Source organism: Pseudomonas sp. NY15356 (assembly GCF_048068175.1).
Classification (GTDB): domain Bacteria; phylum Pseudomonadota; class Gammaproteobacteria; order Pseudomonadales; family Pseudomonadaceae; genus Aquipseudomonas; species Aquipseudomonas putida_K.
This window is the reverse complement of record NZ_JBLUPW010000010.1, coordinates 110,229-136,645: the sequence shown is the minus strand read 5'-3', so window position 1 is coordinate 136,645 and position 26,417 is coordinate 110,229. Positions and strand designations below refer to the sequence as shown.

Annotated in this window: 19 protein-coding genes; 9 read left to right on the top strand and 10 right to left on the bottom strand. The window is 65.0% G+C overall.

Annotated features, from left to right (window positions below; translation table 11 throughout):
• Window positions 1-3 precede the first annotated feature (3 nt).
• From cobN to ACNFCI_RS10890, 3 genes are all read left to right on the top strand, one after another.
• Entirely contained in the window at window positions 4-3,765 is a 3,762-nt protein-coding gene (cobN, locus tag ACNFCI_RS10900; RefSeq protein WP_368828871.1) for a cobaltochelatase subunit CobN, read from the top strand.
• A gap of 1 nt (window position 3,766) precedes the next feature.
• Window positions 3,767-4,780, top strand: coding sequence for an ATP-binding protein (locus tag ACNFCI_RS10895; protein ID WP_368828872.1), 1,014 nt, complete (start codon window positions 3,767-3,769; stop codon window positions 4,778-4,780).
• Between the two features lie 62 nt (window positions 4,781-4,842).
• On the top strand, window positions 4,843-5,448 hold the full coding sequence (locus ACNFCI_RS10890; protein ID WP_084858070.1) for a vWA domain-containing protein: 606 nt from the start codon (window positions 4,843-4,845) through the stop codon (window positions 5,446-5,448).
• A gap of 117 nt (window positions 5,449-5,565) precedes the next feature.
• On the opposite strand, the gene ACNFCI_RS10885 is transcribed toward ACNFCI_RS10890, so the two are convergent.
• Window positions 5,566-5,832 (bottom strand): hypothetical protein, encoded by a 267-nt coding sequence (locus ACNFCI_RS10885; protein WP_084858069.1) that lies wholly within the window; start codon window positions 5,830-5,832, stop codon window positions 5,566-5,568.
• Between the two features lie 333 nt (window positions 5,833-6,165).
• Between ACNFCI_RS10885 and ACNFCI_RS10880 the strand changes: the two genes are divergently transcribed.
• The gene (locus ACNFCI_RS10880) at window positions 6,166-7,491 is read left to right on the top strand and encodes a sigma 54-interacting transcriptional regulator (protein ID WP_368828873.1); all 1,326 of its coding nucleotides are present in this window, start codon (window positions 6,166-6,168) and stop codon (window positions 7,489-7,491) included.
• A gap of 84 nt (window positions 7,492-7,575) precedes the next feature.
• Here ACNFCI_RS10880 and ACNFCI_RS10875 read toward each other — a convergent pair whose 3' ends face one another.
• The 5 genes from ACNFCI_RS10875 to ACNFCI_RS10855 are packed head-to-tail and all read right to left on the bottom strand — an operon-like array spanning window position 7,576 to window position 14,469.
• Entirely contained in the window at window positions 7,576-8,514 is a 939-nt protein-coding gene (locus ACNFCI_RS10875; protein ID WP_368828874.1) for an NAD-dependent epimerase/dehydratase family protein, read from the bottom strand.
• A gap of 37 nt (window positions 8,515-8,551) precedes the next feature.
• Complete coding sequence (locus ACNFCI_RS10870) at window positions 8,552-9,592, bottom strand: HlyD family secretion protein (protein WP_368828875.1); 1,041 nt, start codon at window positions 9,590-9,592, stop codon at window positions 8,552-8,554.
• Window positions 9,593-9,599: 7 nt separating this feature from the next.
• Window positions 9,600-11,735, bottom strand: a complete 2,136-nt coding sequence (locus ACNFCI_RS10865) for a TolC family protein (RefSeq protein WP_368828876.1) — start codon at window positions 11,733-11,735, stop codon at window positions 9,600-9,602.
• Entirely contained in the window at window positions 11,736-13,064 is a 1,329-nt protein-coding gene (locus ACNFCI_RS10860) for a glycosyltransferase family 2 protein (protein ID WP_084858065.1), read from the bottom strand.
• A gap of 10 nt (window positions 13,065-13,074) precedes the next feature.
• Window positions 13,075-14,469: a diguanylate cyclase gene (locus tag ACNFCI_RS10855; protein WP_368828877.1), complete on the bottom strand. Its 1,395-nt coding sequence runs from the start codon at window positions 14,467-14,469 to the stop codon at window positions 13,075-13,077.
• A 437-nt stretch (window positions 14,470-14,906) separates the two neighbouring features.
• Between ACNFCI_RS10855 and ACNFCI_RS10850 the strand changes: the two genes are divergently transcribed.
• The gene (locus tag ACNFCI_RS10850) at window positions 14,907-15,494 is read left to right on the top strand and encodes an N-acetyltransferase family protein (protein ID WP_368828878.1); all 588 of its coding nucleotides are present in this window, start codon (window positions 14,907-14,909) and stop codon (window positions 15,492-15,494) included.
• Between the two features lie 63 nt (window positions 15,495-15,557).
• Here the strand turns inward: ACNFCI_RS10850 and ACNFCI_RS10845 are convergent, their stop codons facing one another.
• The 4 genes from ACNFCI_RS10845 to ACNFCI_RS10830 all read right to left on the bottom strand — a co-directional run bounded on the left by ACNFCI_RS10845 (window position 15,558) and on the right by ACNFCI_RS10830 (window position 20,024).
• The gene (locus tag ACNFCI_RS10845) at window positions 15,558-17,933 is read right to left on the bottom strand and encodes a TonB-dependent siderophore receptor (protein WP_416767986.1); all 2,376 of its coding nucleotides are present in this window, start codon (window positions 17,931-17,933) and stop codon (window positions 15,558-15,560) included.
• Window positions 17,934-18,076: 143 nt separating this feature from the next.
• The gene (locus tag ACNFCI_RS10840) at window positions 18,077-18,925 is read right to left on the bottom strand and encodes a FecR family protein (RefSeq protein ID WP_084858061.1); all 849 of its coding nucleotides are present in this window, start codon (window positions 18,923-18,925) and stop codon (window positions 18,077-18,079) included.
• Complete coding sequence (locus ACNFCI_RS10835) at window positions 18,922-19,446, bottom strand: RNA polymerase sigma factor (protein ID WP_084858093.1); 525 nt, start codon at window positions 19,444-19,446, stop codon at window positions 18,922-18,924. The genes ACNFCI_RS10840 and ACNFCI_RS10835 overlap by 4 nt, the downstream gene beginning before the upstream one ends.
• 140 nt (window positions 19,447-19,586) lie before the next feature.
• The gene (locus ACNFCI_RS10830; RefSeq protein WP_368828880.1) at window positions 19,587-20,024 is read right to left on the bottom strand and encodes a hypothetical protein; all 438 of its coding nucleotides are present in this window, start codon (window positions 20,022-20,024) and stop codon (window positions 19,587-19,589) included.
• 96 nt (window positions 20,025-20,120) lie between these two features.
• On the opposite strand from ACNFCI_RS10830, the gene pgaA reads away from it, so the two are divergent.
• Genes pgaA through pgaD form a run of 4 tightly spaced genes read left to right on the top strand, consistent with a single transcriptional unit; the run spans window position 20,121 to window position 26,364 of the window.
• Window positions 20,121-22,577, top strand: a complete 2,457-nt coding sequence (gene pgaA / locus ACNFCI_RS10825) for a poly-beta-1,6 N-acetyl-D-glucosamine export porin PgaA (protein ID WP_368828881.1) — start codon at window positions 20,121-20,123, stop codon at window positions 22,575-22,577.
• 12 nt (window positions 22,578-22,589) lie between these two features.
• Entirely contained in the window at window positions 22,590-24,587 is a 1,998-nt protein-coding gene (gene pgaB, locus ACNFCI_RS10820) for a poly-beta-1,6-N-acetyl-D-glucosamine N-deacetylase PgaB (RefSeq protein ID WP_368828882.1), read from the top strand.
• Window positions 24,584-25,915, top strand: coding sequence for a poly-beta-1,6-N-acetyl-D-glucosamine synthase (gene pgaC, locus ACNFCI_RS10815; RefSeq protein WP_368828883.1), 1,332 nt, complete (start codon window positions 24,584-24,586; stop codon window positions 25,913-25,915). Before pgaB ends, pgaC begins: the two co-directional genes overlap by 4 nt.
• Window positions 25,912-26,364 (top strand): poly-beta-1,6-N-acetyl-D-glucosamine biosynthesis protein PgaD, encoded by a 453-nt coding sequence (gene pgaD / locus ACNFCI_RS10810; protein ID WP_368828884.1) that lies wholly within the window; start codon window positions 25,912-25,914, stop codon window positions 26,362-26,364. The genes pgaC and pgaD overlap by 4 nt, the downstream gene beginning before the upstream one ends.
• Window positions 26,365-26,417: the final 53 nt, after the last annotated feature.

The window sequence follows — 26,417 nt, the reverse complement described above, 5'->3', positions numbered from 1 at the left end:
CCCATGCACCTGCTGCGGACCCAGCCCGGCGGCTTCGTGCCGGACGACAGCATCGCCGACCTCGGCCAGACGCCGGCCGAGCTGGTGATTCTCTGCAGCGGCGACTCGCACCTGGCGCTGCTCGCCGAAACCGCCGAGCAGTTGCCGGAGGGCTTCCCCAGCCTGCGCCTGGCCAACCCCATGCAGGTGCAGAACCACGCCTCGGTCGACCTTTATGTGGACCAGGTGCTGCGCCATGCGAAGGTGATCCTGGTGTCGTTGCACGGTGGGGTCGGCTATTGGCGCTATGGAGTCGAACAGCTGGTGGCCTTGGCCGCCCGTGGCGTCCAGCTGATCCTGGTGCCTGGGGACGACCGCCCGGACCCTGAACTGACCGGCCTGGGCACGGTGACCGATGCACAGGCCGAACGCCTGTGGCATTACCTGCGCCAGGGTGGCAAGGCCAATGCCCTGAACCTGTTCAACTGCCTGGCCAGCCTGTGGCTGGAGCGCGACTACGCCTGGGAAGAACCGCAACCCTTGCCGCGTACCAGCGTGTACCACCCCGGCAAGCCCAGCGCGACCCTCCAGGATTGGTACGCCCAATGGCACCCCGACCAACCTGTAGCGCCGGTGCTGTTCTATCGATCGCACCTGCAGGCGGCCAACACCTCGTTCGTCGATGTGTTCTGCCAGCGCCTGCAGGCCGCAGGGCTCAACCCGCTGCCGATCGCCGTGGCCAGCCTCAAGGAGGCCGCCTGCCTCGCGCAGGTCGAGGCCTGGCTGGACGAGGCCGGCGCCGAAGTGGTGATCAATACCACCGGTTTTGCCCTGTCCAGCCCGGAGCAGCCCAACCTGCGCCCGCTGCGGCGCGACATCCCGGTGCTCCAGGCGATCTGCGCCCAGGACAACCAGCCGGCCTGGGAGGCCAGCGAACAGGGCCTGGGCGCCCGTGACTTGGCTATGCACATCGTCTTGCCGGAGCTGGATGGGCGTATCATCACTCGGCCGGTCAGCTTCAAGGACCTGGCCTGGCGCAGCGAGCGCAGCCAGTCGGACGTGGTCTGCTACCGCGCCCATCCCGAGCGTATGGACTTCATCGCCGAACTGGCACGTCGCTGGGTGATGCTGGCGCGCCTGCCCAACGCGCAGAAGCGTGTGGCCCTGGTGCTGGCCAACTACCCGACCCGTGACGGGCGCATCGGCAACGGCGTTGGCCTGGATACCCCAGGCGCCGCGCTGAATATCCTCCTGGCCCTGCAGGGGCAGGGCTACCCGGTAGAGGGCCTGCCGCCGAGCGGCACTGCGTTGATCCACCAATTGCTGGGGGGGGTGACCAACGACCTGGACCACCTCGACCAGCGCCCCTGTGCCCAGAGCCTGAGCATGGCCGACTACCAGCAGGCCTTCGCCTCGCTGCCACAGGCCAACCAGCAGGCCGTACTGGAGCGTTGGGGGCCGCCGGAGCAGGACCCGATGTTCCGCAGCGGCCGGATGATGATCGCCGGCCTGCGCTATGGCCTGACCTTTGTCGGCATCCAGCCCGCCCGGGGCTACCAGGTGGACCTCAGCGCGGTCTACCACGACCCGGACCTGGTGCCGCCGCATGGCTACCTGGCGTTCCATTTCTGGCTGCGCAACGGCTATGCCGCCGACGCCGTGATTCATGTCGGCAAGCACGGCAACCTCGAATGGCTACCCGGCAAGGGCGTCGGGTTGTCGGCCGAGTGCTGGCCGGACGCATTGCTTGGCCCGCTGCCGAATATCTATCCGTTCATCGTCAACGACCCGGGCGAGGGTGCCCAGGCCAAGCGCCGAACCCAGGCGGTGATCATCGACCACCTCATGCCGCCGCTGACCCGTGCCGAAACCTACGGCCCGCTGCGCCACCTGGAGCGCCTGGCCGACGAATACTACGACGCACAACTGCTCGACCCGCGTCGGGCCCGCGAACTGCAGCGCGATATCCTCGAGCTGCTCAAGGCCAACCATATCGACCGCGAACTTCAGCTCGAGGGGCAATTGGACGATGCTTCACTGTGGCTGCCACGGTTGGATACCTACCTGTGCGACCTCAAGGAGTCACAGATCCGCGATGGCCTGCATGTGTTCGGGCAGTCGCCGCAAGGGCGTTTGCGCCGCGACACCTTGCTGGCGCTGCTGCGTGTCGAGCGCGGCGATGGCAAAGGCGCCAACGCCAGCCTTGTCCGCGCCCTGGCCAAGGCCATGGCCCTGGGCTTCGACCCGCTGGACTGTGACCTCGGCCAACCGTGGCAGGGGCCGCGCCCGCAACGTTTGCAGGCGCTCGACGACGCGATCTGGCGCACCTGCGGCGATACCCGCGAACGCCTCGAGCTCCTGGCGCTGGTGCTGATCGAGCAGGCCTTGGCGGGGCACCTGCAATTGCCCGGCGAGCCCGCCTGGCAACCGGTCGCGACAGTACTCCAGGCGTTGGTCGACACGCTGGCGCCGACCCTGGATGGCTGTGGTGCAGCGGAAATCGACGGCCTGCTGGCGGCCCTGAGCGGGCGCTTCGTTCCGGCAGGCCCGAGCGGCGCGCCTAGTCGTGGGCGCCTGGATGTGCTGCCCACGGGCCGCAACTTCTATACCGTGGACGTACGCAACCTGCCCACGACCACTGCCTGGCGCCTGGGCTTCGCCTCGGCCAACCTGATTCTCGAGCGCCATCTGCAGGATCATGGTGACCATTTGCGACAGCTCGGCCTGTCGGTGTGGGGCACCGCGACCATGCGCACCGGGGGCGACGACATCGCCCAAGCCTTGGCCTTGATGGGCGTGCGCCCGGTGTGGGCCACCGGCAGCCAGCGGGTCGACGATTTCGAGATCCTGCCCTTGAGCCTCCTCGACCGCCCACGGGTCGACGTGACCCTGCGCGTATCGGGCTTTTTCCGCGATGCCTTCGGCAACCTGATCCGCCTGTTCGACGCCGCGGTACAGGCGGTGGCAGCCTTGGACGAGCCCGAGGATCTCAACCCCCTGGCCGCCCGCGTGCGACGCGAACGCGAGGCGTTGCTGGCCGAAGGCTTGCAGCCCGAGCAAGCCGCGCGCCAGGCCGGCTGGCGGGTCTTCGGCGCCAAGCCCGGCAGCTATGGGGCCGGTGTGCAGAACGCCATCGATGGTCGGCTCTGGCAGACCCGCGACGACCTGGCCGAGGTCTACCTCAACCATGGCGGCTACGCCTATGGCGCCGCTGACGAAGGCACCCCGGCCCGAGCCGCGTTCGCCCGGCGTCTGGGCCAGGTGCAAGCGGTGCTGCACAACCAGGACAATCACGAGCACGACCTGCTCGATTCCAACGACTACTACCAGTTCCAGGGCGGCATGCTCGCAGCCTCCGAAACCCTGGCCGGCAGAACGCTGGCCAGCTACCACGGCGACCACAGCCAGGCCGACCGCCCACGCATCCGGACTCTCAAGGAAGAACTGAACCGGGTGATCCGCGCCCGGGCCCTGAACCCCAAGTGGATCGACGGTGCCAAGCGCCACGGCTACAAGGGTGCTTTCGAGCTGGCGGCGACGGTCGACAACCTGTTCGCCTTCGACGCCACCACGCACCTGATCGACGACCACCATTACCAGTCCCTGGCCGATGCCTATGTGCTCGACCCCGCGACCCGTGACTTCATGCGCCAGCACAATCCCGAGGCCCTGCGCGACCTCACCGAGCGCTTGCTCGAAGCCCAGCAGCGCGGCTTGTGGGAGACGCCGGGTGACTACCGCCAAGCGCTCGAAGAGCAATTGCTCGATGGCGAGGAACAAGCCTGAAATGAATGACCCCTTGCAATTCCCGCTGGCCGCCGTAGTGGGGGCCGACGAACTCAAGCTGGCCCTGTGCCTGACCGCCATCGACCCCAAGATCGGGGGTGTGCTGATCGAAGGCCCCCGGGGCATGGCCAAGAGCACGCTGGCCCGCGGTCTGGCCGACCTGCTGCAAGCGCCTGGGCACACACCGCCGTTCGTGACCCTGCCACTGGGTGCCACCGAGGAACGCTTGGTCGGCACCCTGGACCTGGATGTCGCGCTGGGGCAGGGCAAGGCGCAGTTTTCTCCCGGCGTGTTGGCCCAGGCCGATGGCGGCGTGCTCTACGTCGATGAGGTCAACCTGTTGCCCGACCCATTGGTGGACCTGCTGCTGGACGTAGCCGCCAGCGGCACCAACCGCATCGAGCGCGATGGTATCTCCCACCGTCACGACGCCCGCTTCGTGCTCATCGGCACCATGAACCCTGAGGAAGGCGAGCTGCGCCCGCAGCTGCTCGACCGCTTCGGCCTGAACGTCGCCCTCGAAGGCCTGCCGCCGCCAGAGGCCCGGCAGCAGATCATTCGCCGCCGGTTGGCCTTCGACAGCGACCCGCAGGCGTTCTGCAAGCAGTGGGCCGATGCCCAGGCGCAGCTGCGCGAGCGCTGCCAGGCTGCACGTCAGCGCCTGGCGCAGATTCCGCTGGATGACCAGGCCCTGGCCTGGATCACCGAAGGCTGCTTCAGTGCAGGGGTCGACGGCCTGCGTGCCGACCTGGTCTGGTTACGCGCGGCTCGGGCCCACGCAGCCTGGCGAGGGGGGGAGACGATCGAGCAGGGCGACGTGCAGGCCGTGGCGGAATTCGCCTTGCGCCATCGGCGCCGCGAGCTGCCGACGGCCGATGCCCCGACCACAGCGCCGGCCCCGAGCGGTGGCCATGCAGGCCCTCAGGGCGGTGAGGGCGACTGGGGCGCGTTGGCACCGCAGGCGGTCGGCAGCGGTGTCCGGCGCGAGGTGCCGAACTGGGCAAAAAAGCCCTGAGCATCCGCCCGCCCGCTGCACAGGCGGCGGATGCCAGGCCCCAGGCAGGAGCGCTCGCCGGTGTGACCCGGGGTCGGGCCCGTAATGGTGGTTCGGCGCGGGTCGCCTGGCTGCCCACCTTGCTCAAGGGGCGACCGCGGCAACGCCAGGACCTGTGCTGGCAACAGCGCCAGGCCAAGGCGCCGGAGCTGTGGCTGGTGATCGTCGACGCTTCGGCGTCCACCCGGCGCAACCAGGCGCTGGCCCAGGCCAAGGGCCTGCTGGCCGAGCTGTTCGACCAGGCCTACCGTCAGCGTGCCCGCCTGGCCCTGCTGACGGCCAGCGGTGGTGCGCCGCGCTGGCAGCGTCATGGGCTCAAGGCATCGGCGGCGCTGCAGCCGTGGTTGCAGGCACTCGGTGCAGGCGGCGGTACGCCATTGATCGCTGCATTGGAAGAAGCGCGCCGCTGGTTGCTGGCGCGTGAAAAGCGACACCCTCAGGAAACCCGGCGCTGCCTGGTCGTCACCGATGGTCGCCTGCAGCGTTGGAGCCCGCTGCACCCGATGCCGTGCGCGACGGTACTGGTGGACATCGAACGGGCGGCGGTGCGTGTGGGGCGGGGGCAGCAACTGGCGGCGCAACTGCAGGCCGATTATCGACACATCGAGCAGTTCAAGCCGTTGGCTTGAACGTGCTGAAGACGTGCGGGCTGCGACAATAAGCCGCAAATAAAAAGTTGCCGACAGGGCAGAGGGAAAGTTGCACAAGTGCGTGAGCGGGCCACGCACATGTGTGGGGCGTCGATATTATTCAGGCATCGACCAGGGTTGCAGGTCATAACCTTTTTCGCAAAGTTCGGCACGCACTTCCTCGATCAAGCTGGCCCATTGCGCAGGGTCGGAATAGATACGCGAAGATACTTGCTTGCTGCCGATACGCGTGCTGGTCCGGTCGATCACTGCCAGGCTCAGCTCACCAGTACCATTGGGTGCATCCCAGGCTACGCACTGGAAGGGTTCGAAGGCGTGGTCGGCGATCAGCAGTGCTTCGTTGACACGGAGCGGGGCGTTCATGGTTCGGTCTCTCTATGGTCCCAAACAGCGAAGTGATGTCCGCGTTGCTTGATATCCAGAGATGCGCAGCGCGGGGTTATTCGTACTGATGCTCCAAGTTGGGGTTGAAGTCACACAGCCATTAAAAAATTTTTCAAAGGGTGCGCGATAAGTAGCGCAACCTGTGCGCCTGTGACGCCCGAAACTTCCAAAGATTCCCAGATGACCGGTAGGTGACCACCATTGGCGGACAAACGGTCGTGGGGTGGTCGAGGTTCATTGCTACTGTTAATTCGGACGTTGCAACTTACTGTTTCTACTTAAAAAACCACTTTCTGGCGCCAAGGAACAGTCATGCCCGAACCGACCGCTCAACGCCGCCTGCTGATCGTCGACCCGTGCGACGATTGCCACCGTCTACTACCGGGCCTGCGCAGCGTCGGTTGGGATGTCCACAGCTGTACCCTGGCCTCGGCCCTGGAACAGCCGTGCGATGTCGGCCTAATGCGCCTGCAGCCTTCGCACCTGCGCCATCCCGAGGCGGTCAAGGACCTCATCACCCGCAGCAACACCGAATGGATCGCTGTGCTCAGCGCCGAAGAGCTGCGTACGCAGAACATCGGTGATTTCGTTTGCGAGTGGTTTTTCGATTTTCATACCTTGCCGTTCGACGTATCGCGGGTCCAGGTCACCCTCGGACGGGCCTTTGGCATGGCGCGTCTGCGTGGCAAGGGTTCGGTGCGGGTCGACGAGCCTGAGCACGAACTGCTCGGCGACAGCCGGCCTATCCGCGAACTGCGCCGGCTGCTTGGCAAACTGGCGCCCACCGAGTCGCCAGTGCTGATCCGAGGAGAGAGTGGTACGGGCAAGGAGCTGGTGGCCCGTACTCTGCATCGCCAGTCGCAACGTAGCGACAAACCGTTCATTGCCATCAATTGCGGCGCCATCCCCGAGCACCTGATCCAGTCGGAACTGTTCGGCCATGAAAAAGGCGCCTTTACCGGTGCCCACCAGCGCAAGGTAGGGCGTATCGAGGCGGCCAACGGCGGTACGCTGTTTCTCGACGAGATCGGCGACCTGCCTTTGGAGCTGCAGGCCAACCTGCTGCGGTTCCTGCAGGAAAAACACATCGAGCGGGTCGGCGGGGACCAACCTATCCCCGTGGACGTCCGGGTACTGGCCGCAACCCATGTGGACCTGGAGAAGGCGATCCTCCAGGGGCGCTTTCGAGAAGACCTCTACTACCGGCTGAATGTGTTGCAGGTGGTCACCGCGCCACTGCGTGACCGGCATGGCGACCTGTCGATGCTGGCCAGCCATTTCGCCCAGTTCTACAGCGTGGAGACCGGCAGGCGCCCACGCTCGTTCAGTGACCATGCATTGGCAGTCATGGGTCGCCACGACTGGCCCGGAAACGTTCGCGAGCTGGCCAACCGGGTACGGCGCGGCCTGGTGCTGGCCGAAGGGCGGCAGATCGAGGCGCAGGACCTGGGGCTACAGGGTACCCAGCAGGAAGATCAGCCCCTGGGCACCCTGGAGGACTACAAGCACCGCGCCGAACGCCAGGCGCTGTGTGACGTGCTCGATCGGCACAGTGACAACCTCAGTATTGCCGCCAAGGTGCTCGGCGTGTCCCGGCCCACCTTCTACCGGCTGCTGCACAAGCACCAGATCCGCTGAGGTCAAGAAAACAGCGTGTTTACCGTAGCAGCTTTGATGGCTGTGAGATCGCGCGCCGCCCCGAAAGTGTCACGGCGAGTGCCCCTAGCACTTGAGGCTGGCCAATAGGCGCGTCAACCCTTGCTCCAGGCCCGTTACCGTCGGTAGGGTGAACTGGCCCAGCAGGCGGCTGTTGTCGGCACGGGAATGTCGGATATCGCCCGGGCGCTCGGCATCGTAGCGCAGTTCTGGAGACTTGCCGGTGGCCTGGCTCAAGGCCGCGACCAGGTCGTTGAGGCTGGTGGCGCGGTTGAGCCCGACATTCACAGGCTCCGGGCAGGGCGCAGGGCTTTCCAGGGCCTGGATCAGGACCTGCACCAAGTCGGCGACATAGACGAAGTCGCGGGTCTGCTCGCCATCGCCGAAGATGGTGATCGGGCTGTCGGCGTTCACCCGCTCGCTGAAGATGCTGATGACCCCGGAATAGGGCGAACTTGGGTCCTGGCGCGGGCCGAAGATGTTGAAAAAGCGCAGGATCACCGGCTCCAGCCCGTGCTGGCGCTGGTAGAACCCTAGGCAATGCTCGCTGGCGAGCTTGTCGATGGCGTAGGGGGTCAACGGCATCTTGGGGGTGTCTTCATGGATGGCACTGCCTTGGCCGTTGCTGCCGTAGATGGCCGCGCTGGAGGCGAACACCACCCGCTTGATCGCTCGCTCACGCATTGCCTCGCACAGGTTCAAGGTACCGATGAAGTTGCTTTGGTGGGTGCGCAGTGGGTCGTCCACCGACGCCTGCACCGATGCCACGGCGGCCAAGTGGACCACCGCCGTGCAGTTCTTCAGGGTCTGGGCCACCGTCTCGGCATCGGCGACATCGCCGATGATCACGCTCAGGCGTGGGTTGTCGACGGGCAGGTTGCTCAGCTTGCCCGTCGACAGGTCGTCCAGTACCCGCACGCAGTAACCCTTTTCCAACAGGGCTTCGACCAGGTGCGAGCCGATGAAGCCGGCCCCACCGGTAACCAGGATTTTTTCGGAAGGCATTTGATGCTTACTCCACGATTGGATGAGACCTGCCGGGTCAGTCGAAGCCCAAGGTGCGCTTCCAGTTGGTGGGGAAGCGTACATGCAAGGGCAACTGGTCGATGCGCCAGCGCGCCGACAGTGGCTGGTCGAAGCGCGCCGCCACCTGCAGGCCCATCTCGCTGGCGGCGAACGGGCCGCGCAGTACCACTGGCGTGCGGCCGGCGCTGTCCACCGCCTGCACCACATGGGCATCGAGCCAGTTGCCGTCCGGCATACGAACCTGCAGCGGCTGGCCAACCCCGGCGTAGCTGATGTTGTGAGGTTCCAGGTAGATCCACAGCAGCGGATCGCCGACGCGCTCCAGGCGCATCAGCAAAGTGCCCGGGCCGACATTTTCACCCGGCGTAACCAGTACCTCGGCAATACGCCCAGGCTCGGGTGCCACCAGCGACAGCGCCTGCAAACGGGTCTGCAGCCATTGCCGTTCGGCGTTCTGCTCGATCAGCTGGCGATCGAACTCGCGCGGTTGACGGGTCAGCTGTTCGCGGCGCTCGAAGGCCGCCAGTTCGGCCTGGCGCCGGTCCTGTTCCGCCTGCGCGGCCATCAGTTCGCCGCGGGTGGCCGCACCTTGGGCGAGCAGGGCAGACAGTTCTCGTACCCGCTGACTGGCACGCCCGGCGCTGGCACGCAGCGACTGCCTTTCGCGGCTCACCCATTCGGAGTCGCTGGCGGTCGGCATCTCGGTGGGCATGGCGGCCAGTTGTTGCAGGCGTACGCGCCATTCCGGGTTATCCAGGTTGACCAGCAACTGGCCGGGCTGGACCTGTTCTCCGGCCGTCACATGCAACCGCTCGACCCTGCCGGCATCACGGGCGCGCACTTCCTCGATGGGCAGGCGCAATTGCGCCGGGGCATCGATCAGCACCAGGCTGAACAAGAGCTTGCCCAGCAACCACAGCAGCGGGCTGGCGACCAGGAACAGGATCAGGTACCAACGCAGGCGAAACGCCATGCGCTTGCCCGGTGCGTAGAGCACCTTCAAGCCATGGTCATGGGTCGGGTTCAGTTCCTTGGGGCTGTCAAAGCGAATGTTCATGGGCCGTTCACCGTTTGGGATAGTCAGCCCAGGCTTGCCAGTCGATCCCGGCGATGCCCTGGGGGGATAAGTGTTTGCGCCACGTAGCGACCTGTTGTTGCAAGTGCGCCGGCGTCTGCCCGGCCCAGCTCTCGCTCTTGAGCAACTGCGGTTCGACGCTCTGGGCCAGGCGAAAGCGCAGGTCGGGCCAATGCTTGGCGATGGCGTTGGCCCGCTGGATGCCACGCTCGCTGTTGCTGGTGTAGATCATCACGCTCACCTGGCGTACGCCGAGGCCGGGCAAGGCACAGGGCACGCAGGTCTTGGCGGGCGGGTCGGGTTCGAACCAGCGTGGGTGGCTGGCGATTTCCACCGGCCATGGACTGGCCTGTACGGCGGCCTTGAGCGTGTCCAGCCAATCGCGCAGGCGTTGCTCGGGCACCGGCCAGCCGAGCTGTTCGACTTCAAGGTCCAGGTGCAGGCTGTCGAAGGCCAGGCCGTCGAGTTTCTTGACCAGTTCGATCAGTTCATGACGCTGGGCCGGTTCGATCCAACTGGGGTCGCCGAGCAGCAGGCTCACTTGAAGACCTTGGCGCGAGGCTTGCGCGAGCAGTTGCTCCAGGGCCTGGCGGGTGGCAGACAGGTTGCGCACCTGCGCCGCATCCAGGCCCAGGTAGATCTTCTGCATGCCGGCCTGCTGCAAAGCTTGCAGTTCGGCAGGGCGACGGCGTGGCTCGAGCAGCGCAGCACTGTTCCAGACATAGGTGCCCTGGTTCCAGCCGTCAGTGCGAACGGGCGCGTCACGCACGGCGGAGATGGGCAGCAGCGGAGCAGCCGCGGCCAGGGTCAGCGGGGCCGGGGAGCTGTCCAGAGCGGTCCACTGCTGCCGCTCGCGCCCCAGCAGTTGCTCGGCCTGGGGCGCATCTTCGAGCAGCAGGTCGAGGTTGGCCTGGCGCAACCAGGCGGCGTGCCAGGCCGCGATCAGGTCCAGGCCGCTCTGGTAGTAGAGCCGCTGGGCCATCAGTTGCCCATCGAAACCATCGTCGCCACCGCCGATGTTGCGCCGTTTTTCCTCTTCCAGGGCCTGGGCGACGACGCTGCGCTGCTGGCGCCGCTGCTCGAGGGTGAGCTGCCCGGCGCGCTGTGCACGCAGTGCCTTGTTGAGCTCAAGGCCCAGTGCCTGGCGTTCTGCCTCGAGGCGTTCGCTGGCCGCATCATAGCGGGCCTGGGCCAGTTGCTTGCGCGCACGGCTGTTGCCGACCACGTCGAAGGGCATGGAGAAGTTCAACGCCACCAACAGGCCGCTGCCGGACTTGTCCGAGCCGCTGCGGTACTCCTTGCTGCCAGCAAGGATCACATCCGAGTCGATGGCGTTGTACCAAGGGCTGTCACGCTGGGCGTCGGCCTGGGCGAGCAGGTTCTGCTTCTCGCTGATACGGGGATGGCGGCCCAGCACGGCTTGCCAGCGATCGAGCGGCTCCGGCGCCAGGGCCAGGGGTTCGGCCGCCGCCTGGGCGCCCTCGGGTACCGGTTGGCCGCTGAGCAGGGCAAGGTCGGCGCGTATGTCCGCCTCCAGCTGGGGTAGCCCATCGCAACGCTGGGTCATGGCCTGCCATTCACTCAGGCGCAGTTGTGCCTGGGAGTCACGCAGCCAGCCTTTTTCACGGCGCATACGGATCTTGCCCGCGGCATCCGAGGCACCGGCATTGAGCGATCGGCACAGCGCAAGCTCCTGTTGCGCCCGCCACCAGTCGGCATAGGCGCTGCGCAATGCCAGACGCCGGCTGGAACGCTCCAGGGCCTGGCGCATCTGCTGGCGTTGTTGCTCGTACTGGTTGTTCTCCAGCAGCTCGAGCTGACGGTTGAGGCTGCCAAGCAGGGGGTGGCGTACCCCCAGGTTGAGGTTACGCCCATAGTAGTCATCGCGGATATCTTCGGTGACCAGCTCTTCGAAGCGGCCGACGCTGGCGCCGGCGAATACCTGCCAGCCGGCGCGGTCTTCGTGCAGCTTGGCTTCGGCCTGCAAGGCGCGTAGGTCGGCCGCGCCGGCCCGGGTCAGGGGGTTGTCCTGCTGCCTGTCGAGCAGTTCCTGCAGGGTCAAGAGCTGCCCTTGGGCCAGACCGCTGGTCATGGACAAGGTCAATACCAGGAGAAATGAACGCATCTAGAACCTCGTGGCTTTCTTGAGGACCCACCAAGGCGCCATGCTGCTTTCCTCATGGCCGCGACGGAAAATTTCATTGAGCATGGCCACCGCGCTCCAGCAGCGCATGACCAGCATGAACAACGGGAATACCGGCACCAGCACGGCCAGGCGTGCATCCTGGCGTGGCCGGTCGGACACCATCAGCAGCATCACCAGGAACAGCACCAAGGTGATCGACAGGTACAGCAGGTAGATCAACGCCGCGAGCACGAACAGCGTGGTGCCCGGCAGCACGAACACGGCCAGCAGCAGGTAGCCGAGAATGATGAACGGCAGTACCAGCTGGAAGAAGAAGCCGCTGAGCAGGATCATGATGAAGGTCGGCCAGCCCAGCAGCGACGGGGTGATGTTGTGGTTGTGCTTGCGCACATAGAGGAAGAACAGGTCGCCGTCCCAGCGCAGGCGCTGCATGAGGAATTGGCGGAAGGTCACGGGCGCGTCGGTGTGCCCGATGGCCTGGGGCTCGAAGGGAATGCGCAGGTCGTGGCGGGCGAAGTAGCTCTTGATTCGCAGGGTCAGGTCCAGGTCTTCTGCGGTGTGGGTGTTCCAGCCGCCGATCTTGACCAGGAAGCTGCGCCTGAACGCGCCGAAGGCACCGGACACGTTGTTGACCAGGTTCCATTCTGCCAGGCCGATCTTGGACATGTGGATCGACAGCAAGTATTCCAGCGCCTGCATCGCCGTCGACACCGACGCCCAGGTGTTGCGTACTCGCAGGCTGCCGGCCACCGCCGGTACCGAAGGGTCGGCGAAATGACGGACGATCGAGCTGACCATGTTGTTGTCGAACGAGGTGTCGCCATCGAGGGCCATGACGATTTCGCCACTGGCCAGCGACAGCCCCGCGTTGAGCGACGATACGCGCCCGCCGCGCTGCCATTTGGCGATCGGCCGCAGGTGGCGCTTGGGATACAGGTGCGAATCGAGGCGGAAGCTGCGCACGGCCTGCAGCGTCGGCTGGTTGACGGTGGCGCCATCGACCACGGGTATCAACTCGATGTGCCCCGGGTAGGTCTGTTCGCACAAACTGAGCAGGGTCTTCTGTACATCCATCCCTTCGCTGTAGCAGGTGATGATGCACGAGACCCGTGGGCGGTACAGGGACGCCTGGGGCGTGGAGGCGTGGCGGCGCACGAACCAGCGCAGCACGCCCAGCAACACCAGCAGGGTCAGGGGCAGTTCCAGCATCAGGAAGTAGGGAAACAGCATCAGGAACACGCGGCTCAGGCCATCGGGCCCGGTCAGCGGGTACAACGCGTTGTACAGCTGCTCGAAAAACGGCGGCATGGCGCTCTCCTCATGCCAGCCCGCTGGCCACGCGGGCCAGCAGCAGTTCGGCATTCTCGTCGCCATGAAGGTCCTGGGGAGCGGTCAGGCTGGAGATGCGCAGGCTGATGCTGCTCACCTCGGGGTCGCTGAACAGCTCCGCGACTTGACCCAGGCGCCGCTTGACCGTCTCCAGCCCATCTGCACCGGTATGGGGCAGCAAGACCCAGAGAATTTCCTCCGTGCCACGCGAGCAGCGGTCGGTTTCGCGCAGCGCTTCCTGCAGGCGTGCCACCAGGCTGTCGATGAAGGCGTGCCCGCGGTGTTCGCCCAGGCGCAGGAGCGTCTGGCCGAGGTTGATGAAGCGCAAGCCCAGTACCGAGAAGGTCGAAGTGTCATAGCGCCGCACGATCTGCAATTGCCAGCTCAGCAGGTCGTGGAAGGCGTGTCCGCCCAGCAGGTTCAGCCGGTTGAAGTGGCTGATGTCGCCGCTCGCGCTGTCCAGCCCTTGGCGGCAGCGCAGGCGACCGGCCTCGGTCAGCCTGTAGTGGCGTATCTCACGGACGCGCAAGCGCTCCGGTGCATGGGCCTGGCCACAATCCATGCAGCGTGCTTGCACGGTGGCGTCGACGAAGAACGCCTTGCAGCTGCGGCAGCAGTAGTTTTCCAGGGGGCGATCGTAATCGCTGCCAATGTGGCGCAGCTGCTTGAGGCAGTTGGGGCACAGCAGCATCGCGTTCTTCAGAAACGCATCCTGGGGCGCCACGTGGCCGCAGGTGAAGCAGTGCAGCGCCGGTTGCCGGGAAATGTCCAGGTCCTGGCATTCGGGGCAGACGTCGACGAAATTCAAACGCCCGCTGCCGCATTCGCCACACAGGCGGATGCGGTCGAGCATGTCGCCTTCCTCGAGCCAGTCTTGCTGCGCCATCAGGCTCAGCCAGGCAAAGCTGTTGACATGCTCTTCACCGGCCAGGGCCTCGAGCAGCGGGTAGCGGTAGTGCTGGGCCACGTGCGGGTCGCGCACGGCGAGGATCTGCGCACTGGCGCGCATCCACAGCCAGGCCAGTATACGGCCCTCGAAGCGATCGGCAGCCAGCGATGACTCGAAGCGGGCAAAGCGCGACTGCCACAATTGCCAGCGCATGGACAATTCGTTCTGGTCCGCAGGCACCGGCCCATCGCTCAGCGCGTGGCAGCCATCGTCCAGGTCGCGGCAACAGTAGATCAGGTGGAAACGGTAGGGGCTGTCGTTGCGTAAAACATGCAGGGAGCGGTTGGCAACCGCGGCGGGCTGGTCGATCAACAGCACATCGAATAAAGGCGCGGCCAGCAGGCTGTGCAGGTCGGCGAAGCAGTCCAGTGTCGCGCCCCCATGGCTCGACACCAGCCCGCCCAGTACCGCGATACGAGGAGTCGGGTTCGGCATGTCGTATTTCCTTGTAGGTCCAAAGAACAACGTGCAGCCAGAAACCCGGCGACTATAGAGTGAGTGTCAAAAATCTGCTAATAATTTTTAGTGCTTAGCAAATATGACGTTAATTTGACTTTCCTGGCGAGCGGTAGGCTCACGGCTGAGACACGGTGGTTCAGCGATTTAGCGTGAATACTTAGGAAACGTGGTGAGAAAAGCCCTTTTTCGCTAGAAAAATGACGGCATCAAAACACACCCTTGTGCGCACACCTGGGCAGGTTTCTTTCTTGCTGCGACGGCACAGGGCATCGCGATGCAGAGGCCTTGCGTTGCCTGGGTACGTCACGCCAGTGCCTCGGGACGACGTGTTGGGGTTGCAACCGGCAAACGGATTGAAATGGCCCTGATCAGACCGTTATAAGGACGCTTCCATCCCTTTTGGAACCCTACCCATGACCGTTGAATTTCGTCCGGCGCGCCGCTCGGATGCCCGTGATATCGCTCGGCTGTTCCAGATCACTTCCGAAGGGGTGGCCGATTACATCTGGAGCCAGCTGGCCGAGCCAGGGCAGGCGTTACTGGATGTCGGTGCCATCCGTTATGCCCGGGACGATGTGGATTTTTCGTACCAGAACTGCCTGATCGCCGAAGCACAAGGGCGGGTGATCGGCATGATGCACAGCTATGCGATGTATCACGACCCGGAAGCCGAGCCTGTGACCGACCCAGTGCTGGCACCCTACGCCGACATGGAAGTACCGGACACGCTTTACATTTCCAGCTTGGCGCTGCATGACGGTTGGCGTAACCAGGGCCTGGGCGCGCGCTTTCTCGAACTCGCCCAGGCACGTGCCGACCAACTGGGGCTCAAAGGCCTGAGCCTGATCGACTATGCCGAGAACACCGGGGCACGGCGCTTCTATGAACGCAAGGGCTTCGGCATCGTCAAGACCTGCCGGATCGCGCCACATCCGATGGTTCGGGTGTCGGGGGACGCCTACCTGATGTATCGGCCCAGCGCCGGTGCCGTGCGGGCCTGACATCGACCCTGGTATTCGATGCCGGCCACCGGGTTCGCAACGGGCCCGGCGGCCGGAACGGTATCACCAGTTGTGCGTATAGCTGGCCGTCAGCACGGTCCCGGGTGCCGGCAGGTGGCTGGTGTTGTTGTTATTGCGCAGCAATTGGCTGTAGAGCGGGTAGTAGTCGCGATTGAACAGGTTCTGGATGCCGATGCTCACCTGGTCATCGGGGGTTAGCCGATACTGGCTTACCAGGTCCACTGTCGTGTAGGTGCTGACCTGGTGGCGGCCGAAGCTGTCGACACCATCGAGGCGATAGTCCTTGGAATCGAAGAACGTGGCCTGGAGCCGGTTGTTCCATTCGAAGGTCGGCTTGTACTGAATATACGCGGTCAGCTTCAACGGCGGCACGCGATAACCGGTCATGTCCTGCCAGCCCTTGCCGTCCGGCTTCTCGCGCCCTTGCATCCAGGTCGCGCTACCGCCTGCGCCCCACACTTCGTCATCGGCGAGCCAGTCTGCACTGGCTTCGACGCCGTACACACGCTCTTTGGTCCGGGTGAGAATCAGGCCGTTGTTGAAGCTTTGTACATCGCCCAGCTTGGAGGTGGTGTAGAACAGCGCCAGGGTACCCAGGGTGTTGCTGCCCAGCTCGCCGCGCCAGCCAAGCTCGTAGTTGTTGGTCTTGACCGGCTCCAGGTTCGAAGCGCCGAGGTCGAAACCACGGCGCGCATTGCGCAGCTGGATACCGATGTCAGGCAACTGGAAGCCCTGGCTGAAGGAGGCGTAGAGCTCCTGGCCGGCGACCGGCGAATAGACGATGCCGATGTTCGATAGCAGCGCATCGTAGTCGATGTCGCCGCCCTTGACCGTGGCCGGCGAAGCCGCCTTGGATTCGGACAATGGCACGAAGTCATCGAACTTGGCCGTGGAATACTCGTAGCGCAGGCCGCCGTCGATCGACCAATGTTCGTTGAAACGGTGTTGCAGCTGGGCGAACGCGCCAGCGCTTCGGGTTTTGAGCGGCGGCATGTAGGTAAGCTTGCCGGTCTTGTCGAACACCAGGCCGCCACTGGCGTCGTAGGCGTCCGGGTCGAACACGTCCAGCGGCATGTCGCTGCGTTCCTGGTTGTAATCGCCGCCCCACACCAGTTCGGTGTTGCCGCTCTCGCCAAGCGGGGTGCGCAGGGTCAGGCGGCTGCCGAACACTTCGCTGTTCTGCATCACCTGGTCGACATTGCCGCCACGGGTTGCGACGGCGCGGGCGTCGAAGGGGGTGAAGCGGGTGAAATAGTCCCGGTAGTACAGCTGGGCGGAGAGCCGGCTGCCGAGAATGTCCAGGTTCTCGTACTCAAGGTTCACCAAGGTGTTGCGAATGCGGTTCTGCTCGTCCAGGTCCAGGCCTTTGATCGCATTGGCCGGGACCGAACCTGGCGGGAGCTTGGCAACGCTCGGGTCGGTGGCGTAGTCGGTGTCCTGGCGTGCGTCGTAGTGGCTGACTGCGAGCTGGACCCGTTGGTCCTCGTCGATGTGCAGCCCGAGCTTGCCCCCTATGTTGTAAATGTTCGAGTCGAACAGGTCGCCCTGGCTGGGTTCGGGCGCGATGCGGTCGCCGTTCGCATCGTACGAGGCGCCGACGTGGCGGGTACCGAAATCGAACGCGTAGTCCACTGCCCCCTGGGAGCCTGCAACGTACTGCTGGAACTGGCCGCCCAGCCCATCGCTGCCCAGGCGGGTCAGGGGCGAGGTGGCGCTCAAGCTGGTTTCGGCCCGGAACTCGCCGCCAGCGGGGCGGGTGGTGATGGAAATGATGCCGCCGGTGGCGCCACTGCCGTAGATGGCGCTGCTGCCGCGAATGACTTCGACCCGCTCGATCAGGGCAGGGTCGATATTGGCCAGGTTGCGCGAGGAGTCGCGGTTGGTATTGAGTGGCACGCCATCGACCATGATCAGCATGCTGCGCCCGCGCAGGGTCTGGCCGTATTCGGTGATGGTGCGGCTGGAGTCGGACATGCCTGGGACCACCTTGGCCAGCACCGTGGCCAGGCTGTCGGAACCCTGGCGCAGCTCCTGCAACTGGGCGTGGTCGATGACAGTGGACTGGCGGGTGGCCGAGACCAGGTCGCTGCTGGTGCGTGAGGCGGTGATTTCCATTTGCGCCATTTCCAGAGGTTGGCTTGGCGCGGCTGCGGCGGCCTCCTGGGCTGCGCTGGACGGAACGATGATGAAGGTGTGTTCGTCCTTGGCTTGCGCTTGCAGGCCGCTGTCCTGAAGCAACTTCTGCAGGGCTTCCTCCGGCGTGAACCGGCCTTTGATCGCAGGGGCCTGGCGGCCTGCACCCAGGTCGCCTGCAAAGATGATCTGCACCGAGGACTGGTGGGCGAGGGTGTTGATGGCCTGGCCGAGCGGGGCGGCGGGTAGGTCCACATCTACCTTTTCCCGACCCTGGGCCGACATCGCGATGAGCAGGCTGCTGGCCAGCAACGACAGGCGTAGGGAGCGATTCTTGAAAGAAGAATGCACGTCTGGAATTCCTTTGTAGGTTGGCTTTTTCCAAATAGCCGCCCCGGGAATCGCGAAACCCTACCTGCTTCTGAGAATTATTTTCTTGTCGTTTTGCGTTGGACCTGGACGGTGCCATCTGTTTGGCGCAGGACGGCAACGGGGAGGATGCTCGGCAGTAGGTCGAGCAGTCGATCGACCTTGTGTGCGTCGAAGACGCCTGTCACCTTGAGCGCGGCCAGGCTTGGGTCACCCATCTCGATGGGCGCCTTGCGATAGTGGCGCAACACCGCGATTGCCTCGTCCAGGGGCGTCTGCTCGAACACAATGCGGTCATCCTTCCAGGCCATGGCGGTGGCGGCATCGACCTTGGCGACCGGCGTCAATTGCCCAGCGATCGAATCGACCTGTTGCCCCGGCATCAAGATAGCCGGAGCTTGCGCTGCGTTTGCCGGCACGACTTCGACGCGTCCACGGGCCAAGGTCACGCGCACATTGTCGTTATCCAGGCGCCGGACATTGAACAAGGTGCCGAGCACTTCGACCCGCGTGGCACCGGCTGATACCACGAAAGGGCGGTACACGGCTGCAGCTACGTCGAACAGCGCCTGGCCAGCCTGCAGGTCCACCTGGCGGCTGAGCATGCGCCAACGCACCTCGACATCGCTGGCGCTGTCGAGCAGCAGCGTGCTGCCATCGTCCAGGACCACGGTGCGTCGCTCGCCGATGGCGGTAGCGAAGCGCTCGGTCTTGTACGCTGGGTCCAGCCAGGCCAGGGCCCCGCCGGCGATCACGATCGACAGGGCGATGCCGGCAACCTTGGCCGACCTTCGCCGCCTGGGTTCGCAAGCCGGCAGTGGAAACAGGGTTTTCAACGTTTCCCGATGACGGCCAAGGGCCTCGTCTACAGGCGCTTGCCCGGTCTTGTGCGAAGGGGGGTGGGTCATGGTCGAACCTCGCCACGGCCAAGCCGCGCCCTGCAGGCCGCCATCCCCAGGCGCAGGTGCTTTTCGACGGTCTTGATGGAGATCCCAAGACGGGTGGCGACTTCCGCCTGGGGGATTTCGTGGATCTTGTGCATGACGAATACGGCCTGGCAACGCGGGGGAAGGGCGGCGATGGCGTCGACGAGCTGTTGAAACTCGTGCTCAGCCTCATGGCGGCCCACGGGTGTCGCGGCCGTGCAGGCGACCTCGGGAAGTTCCGCAACAGCCTCCACCCACACGGCCCGGCGACGTTCGCTTCGATAGCGATTGATCGCTGTATCGTGGGAAATTTTTCGCAGCAGGGCAAGGGGCGTGCGTACGTCCTCCTTGTCATTGCGCTCGAGCAATTGCACGCACACATCATGCACGACGTCGCGCGCCGTGGTTCGGTCGCCGAAGCGACGGCGAACGTGGTCCACGAGCTCGTCGTAGTGGCGTATCAGGGTGGACAACAGCGTTGGTTTGGCGGGATCGAGCGACACGAATGCACCCAGGAAAGGAGCTTGGCTTCGGGGGAGGAGGCTGAGTGTAAATGAGAAATAATCGCGAATAAACACCCGCTATCTGCGGATGCATGTCAGGCCGAGACCGCCGGCAGGAGGTGCTAGGGACACAAGAAGTGTCAATACAATGACTTTTTCATTGGTTGTATATTATTTGTTCGTTTTTGTGGCGGAAAATTGACCTTGCAGGTATAGTCACCCGGCTTCTGCCGACAGGATCGTTTATTTGACTGACAGGGATTTATCAGTATGCCGAACTCCACTCCTCGCATTGCGGTGTCCACTGGACTGATATCAAGCCATGGTGGCACGACATCGAGCGGCCTTGCCGCCGTCGCTGCTATCGCAACTCCCTCCTTGTATGCCTCGCGCAGCGCAAGACGCTGCTGCCACCAACGTTCGCCTGGTGTCTTGACCGGTGCGGGCGCTGCGTTGCGCCCGTCGACGGGCCGATGCCGGCCAGCATGGGCAAGCTGAAGACCAAGCCCTGAAACAAAGGCAGCGTTCACGCCGACACGCCCGCGCGTGATCGACGGCGGCGCTTGCCTGCGATTCACGCCTTGATATCCGACCCGGCCGGCCTTGCCGCAGGGGTCTTCATCTTTACGTTGACCCGAACATTTCTTATGCGAAGCCTTGATGATGTTCCAACTGTGCCGGCTTTCTGGCAGGCACGTTCCCGGGCCCTTTCAGGTGGTGCGTGCGCTACCTGGGTCGCCGGGTTGCTGTTGTGCACCCCCTGGGCCCAGGCACAGGACGGCTATGACGCCCTGGTGATCAAAGCACGGGCCGGCGATCATGCGCCGGCCCTGGATTACCTGGCGCGCCAGCCGGTGACGCCGCGCTATCTCAATGACCATGTCGCCATCGCCAGCTGGGCCGGGCGCGATCAGGAAGTGGTGCAGGTCTACGAGGCCAACCGGGGCAAGGGCATGTTGAGCGTCGACTCGCAGGCCCTTGTGGCCCGCGCCTACCGTAACCTGAAACGCTGGAACGAGGCCTTGGCGGTGTACCGCCAAGGATTGGCCCAGGCGCCACGACACAGTGCCTTGCGGGTGGGGCAGGTGATGACCCTGGCCGATGCCGGGCAGCATGATCAGGCCCTGCGCCGCGCGCAGGCGCTGGTGCGCGCGCTGCCTGGGGAGGCCGACGCGCACATTGCCCTGGCTTACGCCCATACCCGTGCGGGCCAGCCCTATGCGGCGCTGTCCGAGCTGGACAAGGCGAACAGCCTGGCCCCGGACAAGGGGTATGTACGCAGTGAGTACATGCGTGGCCTGGAGGGGGCCAACCTGCCCGAGGCGGCGCTGCGCGAGGCCATGGCGCAGCCTGGGCTGGTCGACGACGCCCAAAGCCGACGCCTGCAAGCCGATGCCTTGGCGCGCCAGGTGCGCTTTGCCCAGCTCCCGGTACGTCGCGAGGCCGATCGGTTCGTGATCGCCGATCGCGCCATCGCGCGCTCGGACGCATTGCTGGAAGCATGGAAGGCGCTGCCGGGCGCCGAGCAGGAGCGCAACCGCGTGCGCATCGACCGCCTGGGCGCGTTGTACGCACGCATGCGGATGCAACAGGTGGTGCAGGAACACCAGCAACTGCGCCAGGCGCAGGTCGAGCTGCCGGCCTACGCCGAACGCTGGGTCGCCGGCGCCTACCTGTACCTGCGTCAGCCCGCCGCTGCGGCTGAGCTGTACCGCAAGGTACTGACCGGCGAGTCGCCGAAGGACCTGGAATGGACGGAAGACAACCAAGGGTTGTTCTATGCCCTGGTGGAAAGCGAGCAGCTCGAGCCTATCCAGCCGATGACCGAACAGTTGGTCGCGCAGCAGCCGGTGCTGACCTACCCGCAGGGCGCCGCCGTCGGCGTGCCCAACCCGGACCGCCTGGACGCGAAGGTGATGCAGGCCAATGCCTACCTGTACCGTGACCAGCTGGAGCAGGCACAGCAGGCGTTCGAGGCGCTGGCCCATGCGGCGCCGGCGAATGGCAGGCTCAATACCGGGCTGGCCAGTGTCTACTTGGCGCGTGGTTGGCCGCGCCGGGCCGAGGATGTGCTCAAGAGCGCCGAATCCCTCGGCCCGCGAGAAGCCGCGCTGGAGGTGCAGCAGGGGCTTACCGCCTTGGCGCTTCAGGAGTGGCGACAGGCCGACCTGCTGGCCGATGACGTCATCCAGCGTTTCCCCGAACAACTGCCAGCGCAGCGCCTGGACAAGCTGCGCAAGGTGCACCACATGTTCGAGCTGCAGGTGAGCGCCTATGCCGGGCGCAGCAACGGTGGCGGCGACGCGGTCGGCAACCGCGACTTCGGCATCGACAGCGTACTCTACAGTCCACCGATGGACGACAACTGGCGCGTCTTCGCTGGTGTCGGCTACGCCACCGGTGACTTTCTCGAGGGCACCGGCCATTACCGCTACCAGCGCGCGGGGCTGGAGTGGCGTGACCGTGGCAACACGGTCGAAGGCGAGCTCTCGCACAACGCCTATGGCGATGGCGACAAGCCTGGCGCGCGCCTTTCCGGCAGCCACGAGATCGACGATCACTGGCAGTACGGCTGGAGTGCCGAATACCTGTCGCGCGAAACCCCTTTGCGCGCGCTCAACAGTGGCATCCGCTCCAACGCCGGCAGTGCCTGGCTGGCCTGGCGTCAGGATGAGACCCGCGAGGCGAGGCTCGCCTTCACCCCACAGCGCTTCAGCGACGGCAACCAGCGCATAGCCCTGGTACTGACCGGCCGGCAGCAGGTCTACAACCAGCCCTATCTGAAAGCCGATATCGGCCTGGAAGTGGGCGCCAGCCACAACAGCAAGTCGGACGACGTTCCGTACTACAACCCCAAGCGCGACCTCAGCGTGCTGCCGACCCTGGATCTGGATCACATCCTCTATCGGCACTACCAGACCGTCTGGAGCCAGCAGGCCCAGTTCGGCGTCGGCACCTACAGCCAGCAGGGGCATGGCACCAAGCCGATTGCCCTGGTCGGCTATGGGCAGCGCCTGAAGTTCGACGACCGCTTCGATGGCGGCGTGAACCTCACGGCCATGAGCCGCCCCTACGACGGCGATCGCGAAATGGACTACCGCCTGATGCTCGACATCAACTACCGCTTCTGAGGATCTTTGGACATGAATGTCTTGTTTCGCATTCTCTGCCTGGCCGCGCTGTTGACCGGCTGCGCCGCCGAAGCGCCGCCCTTCGTTGCACCCAAGGAGCGCCCGGTGGCCATCAGCGAGTCGCCTTGGCCGTCCGGTCGCCTGTTGACCCTGGCCTACCACGATGTGGATGACATCGACAGCAACCAGGCCTACATCACCACCCGTACCGCTCACCTGATCGACCAGTTGGCATGGCTGCGCGAGCAAGGTTTCCAGGCCGTCTCCGTCGATCAGATCATCGCCGCTCGTGAAGGCCGCGCGCCATTGCCGGACAAGCCGCTGTTGCTCAGTTTCGATGACGGCTACAGCAGCTTCCATAGCCGCGTGCTGCCGATACTCAAGGCCTATGGATGGCCGGCGATCATGGCGCCGGTGGGTGTCTGGCTCAAGACTGCGCCGAACCAGGCGGTGGACTTTGGCGGCTTGCCCACCCCGCGCGAGCGTTTCCTGACGGTGGAGCAGGTGCGTGAGCTGGCGCAGTCGAACCTGGTGGAGATCGGCGCACACACCTACGCGTCGCACCTTGGCCTGTTGGCCAACCCCCAGGGCAATACGCTTCCGGCGGTGGCCAACCGCCTGTACCTGGCCAAGGAGCAGCGCTACGAGACCGACGCCGAGCTACACCAGCGCCTGGACACGGACGTCGCTGCCATCAGCGCCACGCTCAAGGCCATCACTGGCAAGGCCCCGCGCGTGTGGGTCTGGCCCTACGGTGCCGCCGGCGGCACTACCCTGCAGATCGTGGGCGAGCATGGCTATGGCCTGGCGCTGACGCTCGACGACGGCCTTGGTAGCGTGGACGACCTGATGAGCGTGCCGCGCTACCTGGTCAATGGCGACCCGGAGATGCGCACCTTCGCCGCCGACATCAACAGCGTGCAGGAGCAAGGCCCGCTGCGCGTTGCCCATGTCGACCTGGACTATGTCTACGACCCTGACCCTGCGCGCACCGACGCCAATGTCGGCACACTGGTGCAGCGGATCGCTGACCTGGGCGTCAACACCGTGTTCCTGCAGGCCTTCGCCGACCCGAAGGGCGACGGTAACATCCACGCTCTGTACTTCCCCAACCGGCACCTGCCGATGCGTGCGGACCTGTTCAACCGTGTCGCCTGGCAACTGCGCACCCGGGCAGGTGCCAGCGTCTATGCATGGATGCCGGTCCTGGCTTTCGAACTGGACGACGCCTTGCCGCGGGTGCAGGCCTGGGACCCGCAGACCGGCAGCGTGGCGGTAGCCCCGGATCAATACCGGCGTTTGTCGCCGTTCGATCCGCGGGTGCGCCAGCAGATCGGCGAGATCTACGAAGACCTGGCCAAGCACGCCAGCTTCCAGGGCCTCCTGTTCCATGACGATGCAGTGTTGTCGGACTTCGAGGACGCCAGCCCCGGCGCCCTGGCGGCCTACCGCCAGGCCGGCCTGCCGGGCGACCTGCACGCATTGCGCGGCGACGAACAGACCCTGCAGCGCTGGACACGCTACAAGAGCCGCTACCTGATCGACCTGACCCGCGAGCTGACGGCCAAGGTCCGGGCGATCCGTGGGCCACAGGTGCTGACGGCGCGCAACATCTTCGCCCAGCCGATTCTCGACCCGCAGGCCGAAACCTGGTTCGCGCAGAACCTCGACGACTTCCTCGCCACCTACGACTGGACGGCGCCGATGGCCATGCCGCTGATGGAAGGGGAGACGCTGGAAGCATCGAACGCCTGGCTTGACCGGTTGGTGCAGCAGGTGGCCAAGCGCCCGGGAGCGCTGGAGCGCAGTGTATTCGAACTGCAAGCGCGTGACTGGCGCCCGGGCCATGAGGCACCGATCGAGGCACGGCAACTGGCCGAGTGGGCGAAGCGCCTGCGCTGGAACGGCGTGCGCCACTACGGCTACTACCCGGACGACTTCTTCAACGACCAGCCCGGCCTTGAAACCACACGTGCTGCCTTCTCCTCTTCCTGGTATCCGAAACTATGACCGATCGAATCGTAGCCCTGCTGATCCTGGTGGTGATACTGGGCGCCCCCGTTGGAATGGCGCTGGTCGTCACCGGTGAACTGTTACTTAACTTCGTATTTTTCTACCCGCTGTTCATGTCGGCGTTGTGGATGGCCGGCGGCACCTATTTCTGGCTGCACTGGGAGCGCCATTGGCCGTGGCGCCAGGGCGTGCCTGCGCTCAGTGGCAACCCGCTGGTGAGCATTCTCATCCCTTGCTACAACGAAGGCCCGAACGCGCGGGAGACCATCGGCGCGGCCTTGGCGCAGCGCTATGAACATATAGAGGTGATCGCCATCAACGATGGCTCCAGGGACGACACCCGCGAGGTGCTCGACGCCCTGGCCGCGCAGCATCCGCGCCTGCGGGTGCTGCACCTGGCGCAGAATCAGGGCAAGGCGGTGGCGCTGCGTATGGGCGCCTTGGCGGCGCACAGCGAATACCTGGTGTGCATCGACGGCGATGCGCTGCTCGACCCTGACGCCGTCTCCTACCTGGTGGCGCCGCTGATCGACAACCCGCGTGTCGGGGCGGTCACCGGCAACCCCCGCATCCGCACGCGCTCGACGTTGGTCGGGCGCGTCCAGGTCGGCGAGTTTTCCTCGATCATCGGGCTGATCAAGCGCACCCAGCGCGTCTACGGCCGGGTCTTCACCGTTTCCGGCGTGGTCGCGGCGTTCCGCCGTAGCGCGCTCGATCGGGTCGGCTTCTGGAGCCCGGACATGATCACCGAGGACATCGACATCAGCTGGAAGATGCAGCTCGATCATTGGTCGATCTTCTACGAGCCGCGTGCGCTGTGCTGGATCCTCATGCCCGAGACGCTGCGTGGGCTGTGGAAGCAGCGTTTGCGCTGGGCCCAGGGCGGTGCCGAGGTGCTGCTCAAGAACATCCGGACGATCTGGCGCTGGCGCCTGCGCTACATGTGGCCGCTGCTGATCGAGTTCTGCCTGTCGGCGACCTGGGCCTTCACCTTCGCCCTGACGCTCCTGCTGTGGGGCGTCGGCTACCTGGTCGAGCTGCCGTCAGAATTGCGCGTGGCCGGCATCGTACCGCCAGCCTTCACCGGCATGCTGCTGGCGGTGGTCTGCCTGCTGCAGTTCGCCTTGAGCCTGCTGATCGAGCGACGTTACGAAAAACGCCTGGGTAGGAACCTGTTCTGGGTCATCTGGTACCCCTTCGCCTTCTGGCTGGTGACCCTCATGACCACCTTGGTCAGCTTCCCCAAGGTCATGCTCAAGGTGCGCCAGCAGCGCGCACGCTGGACCAGCCCGGACCGTGGAATCAAAAGGAACCCTACTGCATGACGCTGATCAAGACTTCGCAGCATTGGCTGCACCGGGCGGTCGACCTGCTGCTCACCCTGGCGGCCTGGGCGGCATTCACCTACCTGCTGGTGCGTGGCTTGAAGGCCATGGTTGAAGCATCGCGCAGTGGCGCGCAGCAGGACCTGACGGAACAAATGGTACATACCTTCGGCACCCTGATGGTCTATACGCTGTGCGCCGTATTGATCGGGTTGGCGCTGTTCGCCTGGGCCAAATACAACGAAATACGCGCTCGGCGCTTCGACCGGCGCACGCGCGTGTCGAACGTTGGCGAGCGGACCCTGATGAAGAGCTTCCGTGTCACCTCTGAAACCTACCAGCGCCTGAGGACGCAGCAGGTGGTGATCCTGCACAACGATGAGATCGGCGACCTGATCTGGGTAGAGGGCCCGGTTCTGGAGGCGAGCGAGAAGCCGAGCATGGCCTGAGGCCGGCGTGACCGGCGGTTTGCGCTGCAAGGCGCCGGAACGGCCTTGTCCGC